Consider the following 12,490-nt stretch of genomic DNA (forward strand, 5'->3'; position numbering starts at 1 on the left):
CGCCCGGGCTCCGGCGGTTCGTCTAGGGTGGGTGGCGTGACCTCTTTGCTCAGCGCGCGCGACATCCGGTCGATGGCCGATGAGCTGCAGCTGCGTCCCACGAAGCAGCGCGGCCAGAACTTCGTCATCGACCCCAACACCGTGCGCATGATCGTGTCCGCGGCGGGGCTCCGCGAACCGTCCACGGTCGCCGAGGTGGGCCCGGGCCTCGGCTCGCTCACCCTCGGCCTGCTCGATGCCGGCCACCACGTCGTCGCCGTCGAGATCGACGAGCTGCTCGCCTCCCGATTGCCCCGGACGGTCGAGGAGCGCTGCGGTGCGGATGCCCGCTTCGACCTCGTCGTCGCCGACGCCCTGCAGGTGACCGAGCTGCCCGTGTCGCCGGAGCTCGGCCCGGCCTCGGCCCTCGTCGCGAACCTCCCCTACAACGTCGCGGTGCCGGTGCTCCTCCACTTCCTCGAGACCTTCCCGGTGATCCGCACCGTGCTCGTCATGGTGCAGGCCGAGGTCGCCGACCGGCTCGCCGCGGAACCGGGCTCCCGGACCTACGGGGTGCCGAGCGTCAAGGCGCGCTGGTACGGCACGGTGAGCCGCGCGGGCTCGATCGGCACCCAGGTGTTCTGGCCGGCTCCGAACGTCGACTCCGGCCTCGTGCGGATCGAACGGCATCCGGAGCCCGCACCGGACGAGTCGACCGGGGACGCTCGGACGCGCGGCGGCGTGTCCCGCGAGGCGGTCTTCTCCGCGATCGACGCCGCGTTCGCGCAGCGGCGCAAGACCCTGCGGGCCGCGCTCGCCGGCTGGGCGGGCGGCGCGGTGCGCGCCGAGGAGATCCTCCGCGCCGCCGGGATCGACCCGCGCGCCCGCGGCGAGGTCCTCGACATCGACGACTACGTGGCCATCGCCGCGGCGAAGGAGGCCGCATGACCGGCTCCCCGTTCGGACCGGCCTCGCACCCCGAGACCCTCGACCCGGTGACCGCCCGCGCCTACGGCAAGATCAACGCCTTCCTCGCCGTCGGCCCGCTCCAGGACGACGGCTACCACGATCTCGTCACCGTGTTCCAGTCCCTCGACCTCGCCGAGACCGTCACCCTCGTCCCCGCCGAGGACTTCTCCGTCACCCTGAGCGGCCGCTACGCCGACACCACCGTGCCCCTCGACTCGTCGAACCTCGGCCTCGCCGCGGTCCTCGCCCTCGCGGAGGCGACCGGCACGACGATCCCGGTCGAGGTCGCGATCGAGAAGAACGTGCCCGTGGCCGGCGGGATGGGTGGCGGCTCGGCCGACGCCGCGGCCGCGCTCGTCGCCTATGCGCACCTCATCGGCTGCACCGACCGGGACCTCATCGCCGAGGTGGCGCGCGGGCTCGGCGCCGACGTCCCCTTCGCGCTGCGGGGCGGGACCGCCCTCGGCACGGGCCGCGGCGACGAGCTCAGCCCGGTGCTCGGGCGGGGCGAGTTCCACTGGGTGCTCGCGACCTCGACCGGACGCCTGTCCACGCCCGAGGTCTACCGCCGCCTCGACGAGCTCCGCGCAGCGGGCTCATCGACTACCGGCGCCGACGCCGGCCCCGGTGCCGGTGCCGCCGAGGCCGGCCCGGCCGATCCCGCCGCGGTGCTCCGGGCACTCGGCACCGCGGATCCCGAGGCGCTCGCAGGCGCTCTCCACAACGACATGACCGACGCGGCGATCGATCTCCTCCCCGACATCGCCCACGTCATGGACACCGGGATGCGGGCGGGCGCGCTGCGCGCCCTCGTGTCCGGATCCGGACCCACGGTGGGCTTCCTCGCCCGCGACCACACCCATGCGCTCGAGATCGCCGTCCTCCTCGAGGCGAGCCGCGGGGTGCGGCAGGTCGTGCGCACCACCGGTCCGGCAGGCGGGGCGCACCTCGTCCCGCCGCCCGCCGCCGCCTGAGCGCACCCCGGCATCCGGAGAGCACAGGCTTTCGGCGAGCACCGGCACCCGACGAGCACCAACTTTCAGTGAGCACGGACTTTCAGCGAGCACCGGCACCCAGCCCGGGGTGCCCTGGGCATCGGGAGCGGGCGAGGGTATCGTGGGCTCCGGCGACGTCCACCGCCCAGCTCAGCTCGATCGCCCCCGGCCGGCGAGCACGGGGCGAAGGGGAGCAGATCCTCGGATGCGGTCGGCGCGACGACCCCGGGAAGCCACTCCGGAACGGCGCGGCGGGCGGAGACCATCGATGTGCAGTCATGCCGAAGGACCACGGATCCGCAGCTGGGGTGAGAGACGGACCCGGAGCGATCCCACCATGACCCGCGACAGCGATTTCAAGTCCCGTATCCGTGCCCGGATGGCCGAGACCGGGGAGAACTACACCCGCGCCCGGAGCAGACTCCTCGCCCAGACGCCTGCCGCGCAGCAGGCGGAGACGCACCCCGCGGCCGAGGCGTATCACCGCCCTTCCCCCGAACCGCACTCGGAGGCGTCCTCCGAGGTGCGCGCCGCCGCGCGGTTCCGGGACCGGACGCTGCGCGCCTTCACGCGCGAGGGGCGCGTGACGGCGATCCCCATGCGGCGCCGCCAGCGCGTCGTCGTCCTCCTCGAGATCATGCAGGCGTTCGACCCCGCGGAGAGCTACCGCGAGCCGGAGGTCAACTGCATCCTCCGCGCCGCCGTCCTCGACCCGGTCGCCGCCGACCACGCCACCCTGCGCCGCGAGCTCGTCGACTACGGGTACCTCGAGCGCCGCGACGGGATCTACCGGGTCAACCGGGTCGCCCCGGTCCGGTACGGCAGCGAGGCGCAGGAGACCTCTCACCTCGAGGACGCGTGGTTCGCAGCACTCGCCGCGACGGACCGGTGACCCGGACCCACTACACTTGACCCGCCCCCACCGAAGGAGTTCCATGCACTTGCTCGGCTGCGAGTCCGTGAGCCTGTCGTACCCCGATCGCACGATCCTCGATGGCGTGACGCTGGGGATCAGCGCCGGTGATCGGATCGGCGTCGTCGGCCGCAACGGCGACGGGAAGTCGACGCTCATGCGGATCCTCGCCGGCGTCCTCGACCCCGATTCCGGCCGGGTCACCGCGCGGGGCGGCACGCGGGTGGGCTACCTCGAGCAGTCCGACGTCCTCGACCCGACGCTCGATGTGCGCACGTCCGTCGTCGGCGATGCGGAGGAGCACGAGTGGGCGTCGCAGCCGACGATCCGCGACGTCATGACCGGGCTCCTGCGCGACATCGACCTCGATGCCGCGGTGGGCGAGCTGTCCGGCGGGCAGCGGCGCCGCGTGGCGCTCGCCCGGCTGCTCGCCGGCGAGTGGGACATCATCATGCTCGACGAGCCGACGAACCACCTCGACATCTCCGGAGTGCAATGGCTCGCCGAGCATATCCGCCGCCGCTGGCCGGCCGGTCAGGGCGCGCTCCTCGTCGTCACCCACGATCGCTGGTTCCTCGACGAGGTGTCGACGACGACGTGGGAGGTCCACGACGCGACCGTCGACGCCTTCGAGGGCGGCTACGCCGCCTACGTCCTCCAGCGCGTCGAGCGCGACCGGCAGGCGGCCGCGGTCGAGGCCAAGCGCCAGAACCTCATGCGCAAGGAGCTCGCCTGGCTGCGCCGCGGAGCGCCGGCGCGCACGTCGAAGCCGAAGTTCCGCATCGACGCCGCGAACGCGCTCATCGCCGCCGAACCCCCGGTGCGTGACACCGTCGAGCTCGTGTCGATGGCGACGTCGCGGCTCGGCAAGGACGTGTTCGAGCTCAGCGGGATGTCCGTCGGCTACCCGGATGCGCACGGGGGAGCCGGGGAACCCGTCCTCGCGGACCTCGACTGGATCATCGGGCCCGGCGACCGGTACGGACTGCTCGGCCCCAACGGTGCGGGCAAGTCGACCCTCGTCAGGATCCTCACCGGGGACATCGAGCCGACCGCGGGCCGGGTCAAGCGCGGGAAGACGGTGAGGATCGCAGTCCTCGACCAGCAGCTCCGGGAGCTCGACGCGCTCGCGGACGACCGGGTGCGGGAGATCCTCGCCCGCCGGCGCTCGACCTATCAGGCCGTCGGGGGAGAGCTCACCCCCAGCCAGCTCCTCGAGAAGCTCGGGCTGGGCCAGGTGCTCCAATCGCGGGTCAAGGACCTGTCCGGCGGCCAACAGCGTCGCCTCCAGCTCCTCCTCATCCTCCTCGACGAGCCGAACGTCCTCATCCTCGACGAGCCGACGAACGACATGGACACCGACATGCTCGCCGCCGTCGAGGACCTCCTCGACACCTGGCCCGGCACCCTCCTCGTGATCTCCCACGACCGGTACTTCATGGAGCGCGTCACCGACCACCAGTTCGCGGTGCGCGACCGCACGGTGCGGCATCTGCCGGGCGGCATCGACGAATACCTGCAGCTCGACGCCCGGTCCGGCGCGCCTGCCGGGACCGGGACGGCCCCGGACGGAGCCGGCGCGGGCGGGGCCGGCGGCGCGGCAGCCGCGGAGCCGGGTCTGAGTGCTGCCGACCGGCGGCGGATCGGCAAGGAGGTCCAGGCGCTCGGCCGCCGGATCGACCGGCTCGAGGCGACGATCGCGCAGCTCGACGCGGCGCTCGCCGCGCACGACCAGAGCGACTTCACCGGGCTCGCCGAGCTCACCGCGAAGCGCGGTGCCGCGGCGGAGGAGAAGGACGAGCTCGAGCTCGAATGGCTCGAGCTGTCCGAGGAGCTCGAGGGCTGAGGAGCGTGCGCCGCCCCGGTGCGGCGGTCAGCTCCGGGTGCTGCGTGTGGTCCGAGGGGCCGGGGTGCCTTCGCGGCGACCGGTGAACCGGTCCATCGACGAGTACACCTTGAAGATCTTCCCGGCGACGAAGTCCCAGGCACGGGTGGGCAGCACCCCGCGGGTGGCCATGCCGAGCTTGACGGTCCAGGGGCGGTTGACCACCGGGGTCCCCGCGAGCATGCCCGACCACGCGGCACCGGCTGCGGTCTCCGGGGTCATGATCGGGGTGAGGAGCGGACCGCGGGCACCGGCGAACATCCCGGTCGACACGTAGCTCGGACAGAAGGTCGTCATGGCGATGTGCCGGTGACCGGAGCGCTCGAGCTCGAGCCGTAGCGACTCGCTCCAGCCGATCGCCGCCCACTTCGAGGCCGCGTAGACGCTCATGTTCGGGTTCGGCAGGGTGCCCGCCGCCGAGGCGATGGTGAGGATCCGCTTGGACCTGCCGCGATCGGCCATCATCGCCGGGAGGACCTCCCGGGTGAGCCACATCGGGGCGAGCGCGTTGACCCGCATCGTGGTCTCGATGTCGCGTTCGGGGTCGTGCTCCCAGAACGGCGCACCGCGCACGATCCCGGCGTTGTTGACGAGGATGTCCGGAGCGCCGAGGGAGTCCTCGACCGCACGGACCCCGGAGCGGATCGCGGCCGGGTCGGCGAGATCGACGACGAAGGCGGTCACGACCGCATCGCCTGCGGCCGAGAGCTCGCGTGCGAGGGCTTCGGCGCGGGGAGCGTCGATGTCCCACAGCGCGACGGCGCGCGCACCCTGGGAGACGGCGGTGCGGGCGTAGATCTCACCCATCCCGCGGGCGGCTCCGGTGATGAGCACGCAGGACCCGGCGACCACCTCGGCCGCGGGTCCGGGACGAGCCGGGTCAGGCACTCCGCGCCCGCGAGGCGTCGTGTCCGAGCTCCTCGCACACCCGCTGATGGCAGTCGGTGAGGGCGGTGAGGAACTCGACGCGCGAGCGGATCTCGTCATCGTCGAGCGAGCCGTAGATCCGGTCGTAGGACTCGGTGAGCTGCCGGTAGAAGTCCATGACGAGGCGGGCGGATCCCTCGGTGTAGTACACCGAGATCCGGCGCCGGTCCGCGGAATCGCGCTCGCGCACGAGGAGTCCGCGGGCGACGAGCCGCTCGAGGATCGAGGTGAGCGTCGACGCCGACAGCGACAGCTGCTCGGCGATGGAGCCGGGCGTCGCGGTGCGATCCGCGTCGCGGGAGGCCACCACCGTCTGGAGCACCTGGAAGTCGATGAGGTTGAGCCGGTGGGCGTGGGCGAACTTCGCCGCCGCTGTCCGCACCGTCATCGCCTGCACCTGGTCGGCGTGCACGAGCGACGCGATGCGCGCGTGCCGGGCCCGCTGAGCCGGGGGGAGCTCTGCGGTGTCTGCTTCGAAGAGTTCAAGGAGGGGATCGGGGAGCATGGGGAATATGGTAGCCCCGCTGGGCAGATTGCGGTTTCATATCGGTATGCGAATCCGCTGTGAACCGGAGGGGTCCAGGTGTTAGCGGCGGGTAGTGTGAGCCGCGGCATATCCGCCGACCTCATCCGCTGACCCGGATGCACCGGGGCGGCCCCGATCACGGGCGCCCATCCGCACTCGGCTCCGCACCACCGTTGGGAGATTCTCGTGAAGCGCAAGTACCTCGCCCCGGCCACCGCGATGGCCGCCACCGCCGCCCTCGTGCTGTCCGCCTGCGGCCAGGCACCGGAGGAGTCCGCCGGAGGGGAGGGCGGCGGAACCGACTTCAAGGCGTGCCTCGTGTCCGACGCCGGCGGCTGGGACGACAAGTCCTTCAACCAGTCCGGCCGCGAGGGCCTGGACAGCGCGGTCGAGGAGTTCGGCATCGAGGAGGCGCTCGCGGAATCGCAGTCGGACTCCGACTTCGGCCCGAACGTCGACAACATGGTCCAGCAGAACTGCAGCCTGACCTTCGGCGTCGGCTTCCTCCTCGAGGACGCGATCCAGGAGGCCGCGGAGAACAACCCCGACCTCCACTTCGGTCTCATCGACTCGACCTTCTCCGACGCCGACGGCAACCCCGTCGAGCTCGAGAACGCCAAGCCGCTCGTCTTCAACACCGCCGAGGCCGCCTACCTCGCCGGCTACCTCGCGGCGGCGACCTCCGAGTCGAAGACCGTCGCGACCTTCGGCGGCGTGCAGATCCCGTCGGTGACGGTGTTCATGGACGGCTTCTCCGACGGCATCGACAAGTACAACGAGGAGGCCGGCGAGGACGAGCAGGTCACGCTCCTCGGCTGGGACAAGGAGGCCCAGGAGGGCTCGTTCTCCGGCGACTTCGAGAACCAGGGCCAGGGTCAGACCCTGACCGAGCAGTTCATCTCCCAGGACGCCGACATCATCATGCCGGTGGCCGGTCCGGTGGGCCTCGGCGCGGCGGCCGCCGCCTCGGAGGCCGAGGGTACGAAGATCATCTGGGTCGACTCCGACGGCTACGAGTCCACCGAGTACGGCGACATCATCCTCACCTCGGTGATGAAGCAGATCTCGCAGGCGGTCCACGACACCGTCGAGCAGGCGATGAACGACGAGTTCGACGCCGCGCCGTACGTCGGCGACCTCTCCAACGAGGGTGTCGGGCTCGCCCCGTACCACGACTTCGAGAGCGAGATCCCCGACGAGGTCAAGCAGCAGGTCGAGGATCTCAAGCAGCAGATCATCGACGGCGAGATCACCGTCGAGTCGCCGAACGCCCCGCAGGCCTGACCGGCGGGCGCCCGGCCCGTGACGCGGGCGGGTACCGTGGTGTCGATCACCGCGGTGCCCGCCGCGTTCGTCCGCGGGCGCCGTCCACTCTCCGTCCACGAGAGACCGTCATGAGGAGACGCTGACGTGAAACTCGAGCTTTCCGGCATCACCAAGCGGTTCGGTCCGCTCGTGGCCAATCGAGACATCGACCTCGTCGTCGAGCCCGGCGAGATCCACGCCCTGCTCGGCGAGAACGGCGCCGGCAAGTCGACGCTCATGAACGTCCTCTACGGGCTCTACAAACCCGACGGCGGCGAGATCCGCATCGACGACGCACCGGTGACCTTCTCCGGCCCGGGCGACGCGGTGGCCGCCGGCATCGGCATGGTCCACCAGCACTTCATGCTCGTCCCCGTCTTCACCGTCGCCGAATCCCTCGCGCTCGGCTACGAGCCCACGAAGGGCCTCGGCCTGCTCGACCTCGCCTCGGCGCGGGAGACGGTGCGCACGATCTCCGCGCGATTCGGCTTCGACATCGACCCCGACGCGGTCATCGAGGACCTCCCGGTGGGCGCCCAGCAGCGCGTCGAGATCATCAAGGCGCTCTCCCGGGACGCGGAGATCCTCATCCTCGACGAGCCGACCGCCGTGCTCACCCCGCAGGAGACCGACGAGCTCATCGAGATCATGCGCCAGCTCCGCGCGCAGGGGACCTCGATCGTCTTCATCACCCACAAGCTCCGCGAGGTCCGCGCGGTCGCCGACAGGATCACCGTCATCCGCCGCGGCGAGGTCGTGGGCGAGGCGACCCCGGAGTCGAGCGAGGCCGAGCTCGCCGGCCTCATGGTCGGCCGCGACGTCCACCTCACCACCGACAAGACCCCGGCGACGCCCGGCGACGAGACCTTCCGCGTCGAGGGCCTCACCGTGCTCGACAAGGCCGGCCACGTCGTCGTCGACGATCTGAGCTTCGGCGTCCGGCAGGGGGAGATCCTCGCCGTCGCCGGCGTCCAGGGCAACGGCCAGTCCGAGCTCGCCGAGGCGATCATCGGGCTGCGCGAACCCCTCGCCGGGACGATCACGCTCGAGGGCAGGCGCCTCGGCGGCACCTCGGTGAAGAAGCGGCTCGCCTCCGGCATCGGCTTCGTCCCCGAGGACCGGTCCCGCGACGGGATCATCGCCGGGTTCTCGATCCGGGAGAACATGATCCTCGACCAGTACGACCGGCCGCCCTACGGCAAGGGGCTGGCGCTCAGGCCCGCGGTGATCCGCGAGCAGGCCGAGGCGAAGGTCGAGGAGTTCGACATCCGGCTGACGAGCATCGACGACCCGATCTCGACCCTGTCCGGCGGCAACCAGCAGAAGGTCGTCCTCAGCCGGGAGCTCGGGCGCGAGCTCAGCCTGCTCGTCGCGAGCCAGCCCACGCGCGGTCTCGACGTCGGCTCGATCGAGTTCGTCCACCGGCGCATCATCGCCGAGCGCGACTCCGGCACCCCGTGCATCATCGTCTCGACCGAGCTCGACGAGGTGCTCAACCTCGCCGACCGGATCGCGGTGATGTACCGCGGCCGGATCGTCGGGATCGTGCCCGCCGATACCCCGCGCGACGCGCTCGGGCTGATGATGGCCGGCGTGCCCGAGGACGAGGCGCTCGCCCGGATGGCCGACGGCACCGCCCAGACCTCCGTATCCCAGGCAGCCGAGGGAGATCTTCCATGACGCGCGAGACGCAGCCCGACGTTCCGCCCGCGGACGGCGCGCCCCCGGGCGGCACGCACGCGGGCGAGCAGCGACCCGCCGGCACGGTGGGCGCCCCGGCGACCGGGACCTCGGCGACCGGGCGGCCGCAGCCGGCCGACGGTCAGCGGACCCCGGCCGGGAACTCGCTCCTGCGCGACATCCTGTCCGGATCCTGGCTCGTCTCCCTGCTGTCCGTCGTCGTCGCCCTCGCGCTCGGCGGTGTGCTCATCGCGGCCGCCGACCCGGAGGTGCAGGCGACCCTCGGCTACTTCTTCGCCCGGCCGTCGGACTTCTTCATCGTGGCGTGGCAGACGGTGTCCGAGGCGTACACCGCGCTGCTGCGCGGCTCGATCTTCGACTGGCAGGCGACGAACGTCACCCGCGCGGTGCGGCCGCTCACCGAGTCGCTCGTCGCGGCGACCCCGCTCATCCTCGCCGGCCTCGGCATCGCGCTCGGCTTCCGCTCCGGTCTGTTCAACATCGGCGGCCAGGGCCAGGTGGTGCTCGGCGCGATGTTCGCCGGCTACTTCGGCTACGCCCTCGGGCTGCCGCCGGTCATCCACTTCCTCTTCGCCCTCGTCATGGCGGCGGTCGGCGGTGCGATCTGGGCCGGCATCGCCGGTGTGCTCAAGGCGCGCACGGGCGCGAACGAGGTCATCGTCACGATCATGCTCAACTCGATCGCGGGCTACCTCCTGTCGTACCTGCTCACGCAGACCTGGTTCAAGGGCACGAGCTCGGCGAACCCCGCGTCGCGCGCGATCTTCGCGACTGCGGAGCTCCCGGCCCTGCTGCCCGCTCCGTTCCGCCTCCACCTCGGCTTCGTCGTCGCGATCCTCGCGACCCTGTTCGTGTGGTGGCTGCTCGAGCGCTCGACGCTCGGCTTCGAGTTCCGGGCGGTCGGCGAGAACCCCGACGCGGCCCGGACCGCAGGCATCTCGGTGGGCCGGGTGACCGTGCTCGTGATGATCATCGCCGGTGCGCTCGCCGGCCTCGGCGGCGCGGCCCAGGTGCTCGGCACCGAGGGCAAGCTCACCGGCGGCGTCGCCGGCACCATCGGCTTCGACGCGATCACCGTCGCCCTGCTCGGCCGCTCGCGACCGCTCGGCACGTTCCTCGCCGGCCTGCTGTTCGGCGCGTTCAAGGCCGGCGGCTACCTCATGCAGTCGCAGACCGGGACGCCCATCGACATCGTCCTCGTCGTGCAGTCGATCATCGTTCTCCTCATCGCGGCGCCACCCCTGGTCCGCACGATCTTCCGACTCCCCGCCCCGGTGAAGAAGGAGGCAGCATGAGCACCGTCGCACCCGACCGGAACCCGCAGCCCGGTGATCCCGGCGACGCCCGTCCCGGTGCCGCAGGCCGAACCGCCGCGCCGCTCACGCCCGTCGCCTGGAAGTACCCCGTCGTCTACTCCGTCCTCGCGCTCGCCTCGCTCGTGGTCTTCGGGCTGCTCGCGACCGGCGGCCGAGTGACCACGTTCGCCTTCGCCAGCCGCTCGGACCTCTTCACCATCCCGCCGCTCCCGGTGCCCTCGAAGGCCACCGGCATCGCCGTGGGCATCGTGCTCCTCGTCATGGCCGGGACCTCGGTGTGGGCCGCGCTCGGGAGGCGCCGCCTCGGCGTGTGGTTCCCCCTCGTGTTCGGCCTCCTCTTCGTGTTCGCATTCCTCACCTGGTCGGCCGCCGGTGCCGGGCGGATGCCGCTGACGGCGCTGCTCGCCGGTGCGCTCGCGCTCTCCGTGCCGCTGATCTTCGGTGCCATGTGCGGCCTCGTCGGGGAGCGCTCGGGCATCATCAACATCGCGATCGAGGGCCAGCTGCTCGCCGGCGCGTTCCTCGCCGCGGTCGTCGCCTCCGCCCTGCAGAACCCGTACGCCGGCCTCGTCGCCGCACCGCTCGCCGGGGCGCTCGTCGCCGTCGTGCTGACGTTCTTCGCGGTGCGGTACTGGGTCGACCAGATCATCATTGGCGTCGTGCTCAACGTGCTCGTCATCGGTCTGACGAGCTTCCTGTTCTCGACCGTCCTCACCCAGGACCCAGAGACGTGGAACGCCCGCCAGCAGCTGCCCAACCTGCCGATCCCGCTGCTGTCGGACATCCCGGTGCTCGGCCCGGTGCTGTTCAACCAGAACATCCTCGTGTACCTCATGTACGCCGTGGTCGCCGCGCTCCAGATCTTCATCTTCCGCTCGAAGTGGGGCCTGCGGATGCGCGCGATCGGCGAACACCCCAAGGCGGCCGACACCGTCGGCATCAACGTCAACCGCAACCGGGTGCTCAACACCCTGCTCGCCGGTGCGATCGCCGGGCTCGGCGGCGCGTTCTTCACGATCGGCTCCGGGCTGGCGTTCGGCAAGGAGATGTCGGCCGGACAGGGCTACATCGCGCTCGCCGCGATGATCCTCGGCAAGTGGAACCCGATGGGTGCGCTGTTCGCCGCGCTTCTGTTCGGCTTCTCGAAGAACGTCGCGAACGTCCTGTCCGCGATCGGCACCCCGGTCCCGTCACAGGTGCTGCTCATGCTGCCCTACGTCGTCACCGTCCTCGCCGTCGCCGGATTCGTCGGCCGGGTCCGGGCGCCCGCCGCCGAGGGCAAGCCGTACATCAGCCAGTGAGGCTCCCGACCCGGGGCCGCGCGAGGCCCGGGTGCCCGCCCGAGTGCTCGATGATCGAGGTGAGATCGAATGCGTGAATTCCCCGCCGAGGTGTGGGACCGGCTGGCGGACGCCGCCCGCGAGGCGGTGACCCGGGCCTACGCCCCCTATTCCGGGTACCCGGTGGGGGCGGCCGCGCTCGTCGACGACGGGCGCGTCGTCACCGGATGCAACGTCGAGAACGCCTCCTACGGGGTGGGACTGTGCGCTGAGTGCGGACTCGTCTCCGACCTGGCACGGACCGGCGGCGGGCGCCTCGTCGCGTTCGCGTGCGTCGACGGCAACGGCGCCGCGCTCGTGCCGTGCGGCCGGTGCCGGCAGCTGCTCTTCGAGTTCGGCGGACCCGAGCTCGTCCTCGCGATGCCGAGCGGACCCGCGCCGATGTCGGCCGTCCTGCCCGAGGCCTTCGGTCCCGACCACCTCACCGCCTACACACCCGACGAACCCCGCTGACGACCCTGCCGAGCACCTCCGCGGCGCGCCTGCACCGGCCGTCCCGGGGCGCCCCGGACCGCCTCGGCGGCGTGCCAGGCGCCCACTCGCGCTTCACCTGCGACAGATGTCCCGGAATCTGCGCGAATGCGGGACATCTCCCGCAGGTGAACGACCGAGCCAAGGTCGTGAACACCCCGTA

At 71.7% G+C, this 12,490-nt stretch carries 11 protein-coding genes; 9 read left to right on the forward strand and 2 right to left on the reverse strand.

Annotated features, from left to right (window positions below; all coding sequences use genetic code 11):
- Nucleotides 1-72 precede the first annotated feature (72 nt).
- The 4 genes from rsmA (at nucleotide 73) to C1A17_RS13565 (ending at nucleotide 4,702) form a co-directional block, all read left to right on the forward strand.
- Complete coding sequence (gene rsmA / locus C1A17_RS13550; protein ID WP_219618306.1) at nucleotides 73-927, forward strand: 16S rRNA (adenine(1518)-N(6)/adenine(1519)-N(6))-dimethyltransferase RsmA; 855 nt, start codon at nucleotides 73-75, stop codon at nucleotides 925-927.
- A complete protein-coding gene (locus C1A17_RS13555) occupies nucleotides 924-1,922 on the forward strand; it encodes a 4-(cytidine 5'-diphospho)-2-C-methyl-D-erythritol kinase (RefSeq protein WP_101653469.1) in 999 nt (332 codons plus the stop codon). The genes rsmA and C1A17_RS13555 overlap by 4 nt, the downstream gene beginning before the upstream one ends.
- Before the next feature lie 358 nt (nucleotides 1,923-2,280).
- Nucleotides 2,281-2,835 (forward strand): DUF2087 domain-containing protein, encoded by a 555-nt coding sequence (locus C1A17_RS14310; protein WP_180953339.1) that lies wholly within the window; start codon nucleotides 2,281-2,283, stop codon nucleotides 2,833-2,835.
- Nucleotides 2,836-2,878: 43 nt separating this feature from the next.
- The gene (locus C1A17_RS13565) at nucleotides 2,879-4,702 is read left to right on the forward strand and encodes an ABC-F family ATP-binding cassette domain-containing protein (protein WP_101653471.1); all 1,824 of its coding nucleotides are present in this window, start codon (nucleotides 2,879-2,881) and stop codon (nucleotides 4,700-4,702) included.
- A gap of 27 nt (nucleotides 4,703-4,729) precedes the next feature.
- Here the strand turns inward: C1A17_RS13565 and C1A17_RS13570 are convergent, their stop codons facing one another.
- Together C1A17_RS13570 and C1A17_RS13575 are read right to left on the reverse strand one after the other, a co-directional pair.
- The gene (locus C1A17_RS13570) at nucleotides 4,730-5,593 is read right to left on the reverse strand and encodes an SDR family NAD(P)-dependent oxidoreductase (RefSeq protein ID WP_281258717.1); all 864 of its coding nucleotides are present in this window, start codon (nucleotides 5,591-5,593) and stop codon (nucleotides 4,730-4,732) included.
- A gap of 28 nt (nucleotides 5,594-5,621) precedes the next feature.
- Complete coding sequence (locus tag C1A17_RS13575; RefSeq protein ID WP_101653473.1) at nucleotides 5,622-6,173, reverse strand: MarR family winged helix-turn-helix transcriptional regulator; 552 nt, start codon at nucleotides 6,171-6,173, stop codon at nucleotides 5,622-5,624.
- Between the two features lie 207 nt (nucleotides 6,174-6,380).
- Here C1A17_RS13575 and C1A17_RS13580 point away from each other — a divergent pair, with 207 nt between their 5' ends.
- The 5 genes from C1A17_RS13580 (at nucleotide 6,381) to C1A17_RS13600 (ending at nucleotide 12,309) form a co-directional block, all read left to right on the forward strand.
- Nucleotides 6,381-7,478: a BMP family lipoprotein gene (locus C1A17_RS13580; RefSeq protein ID WP_245873763.1), complete on the forward strand. Its 1,098-nt coding sequence runs from the start codon at nucleotides 6,381-6,383 to the stop codon at nucleotides 7,476-7,478.
- Between the two features lie 126 nt (nucleotides 7,479-7,604).
- Nucleotides 7,605-9,179, forward strand: coding sequence for an ABC transporter ATP-binding protein (locus tag C1A17_RS13585; RefSeq protein WP_101653474.1), 1,575 nt, complete (start codon nucleotides 7,605-7,607; stop codon nucleotides 9,177-9,179).
- Entirely contained in the window at nucleotides 9,176-10,495 is a 1,320-nt protein-coding gene (locus C1A17_RS13590) for an ABC transporter permease (RefSeq protein WP_101653475.1), read from the forward strand. Before C1A17_RS13585 ends, C1A17_RS13590 begins: the two co-directional genes overlap by 4 nt.
- A complete protein-coding gene (locus C1A17_RS13595; RefSeq protein ID WP_101653476.1) occupies nucleotides 10,492-11,817 on the forward strand; it encodes an ABC transporter permease in 1,326 nt (441 codons plus the stop codon). The genes C1A17_RS13590 and C1A17_RS13595 overlap by 4 nt, the downstream gene beginning before the upstream one ends.
- A 69-nt stretch (nucleotides 11,818-11,886) precedes the next feature.
- A complete protein-coding gene (locus C1A17_RS13600; RefSeq protein WP_101653477.1) occupies nucleotides 11,887-12,309 on the forward strand; it encodes a cytidine deaminase in 423 nt (140 codons plus the stop codon).
- Nucleotides 12,310-12,490: the final 181 nt, after the last annotated feature.

This window comes from Brevibacterium ihuae (assembly GCF_900184225.1).
GTDB lineage: Bacteria > Actinomycetota > Actinomycetes > Actinomycetales > Brevibacteriaceae > Brevibacterium > Brevibacterium ihuae.

Coding starts and splice junctions, on each gene's coding strand:
- C1A17_RS13595 (WP_101653476.1), top strand. CDS start 10,492: ATGAGCACCGTCGCACCCGACCGGAACCCGCAGCCCGGTGATCCCGGC.
- C1A17_RS14310 (WP_180953339.1), top strand. CDS start 2,281: ATGACCCGCGACAGCGATTTCAAGTCCCGTATCCGTGCCCGGATGGCC.
- rsmA (WP_219618306.1), top strand. CDS start 73: ATGGCCGATGAGCTGCAGCTGCGTCCCACGAAGCAGCGCGGCCAGAAC.
- C1A17_RS13575 (WP_101653473.1), bottom strand. CDS start 6,173: ATGCTCCCCGATCCCCTCCTTGAACTCTTCGAAGCAGACACCGCAGAG.
- C1A17_RS13600 (WP_101653477.1), top strand. CDS start 11,887: ATGCGTGAATTCCCCGCCGAGGTGTGGGACCGGCTGGCGGACGCCGCC.
- C1A17_RS13565 (WP_101653471.1), top strand. CDS start 2,879: ATGCACTTGCTCGGCTGCGAGTCCGTGAGCCTGTCGTACCCCGATCGC.
- C1A17_RS13555 (WP_101653469.1), top strand. CDS start 924: ATGACCGGCTCCCCGTTCGGACCGGCCTCGCACCCCGAGACCCTCGAC.
- C1A17_RS13590 (WP_101653475.1), top strand. CDS start 9,176: ATGACGCGCGAGACGCAGCCCGACGTTCCGCCCGCGGACGGCGCGCCC.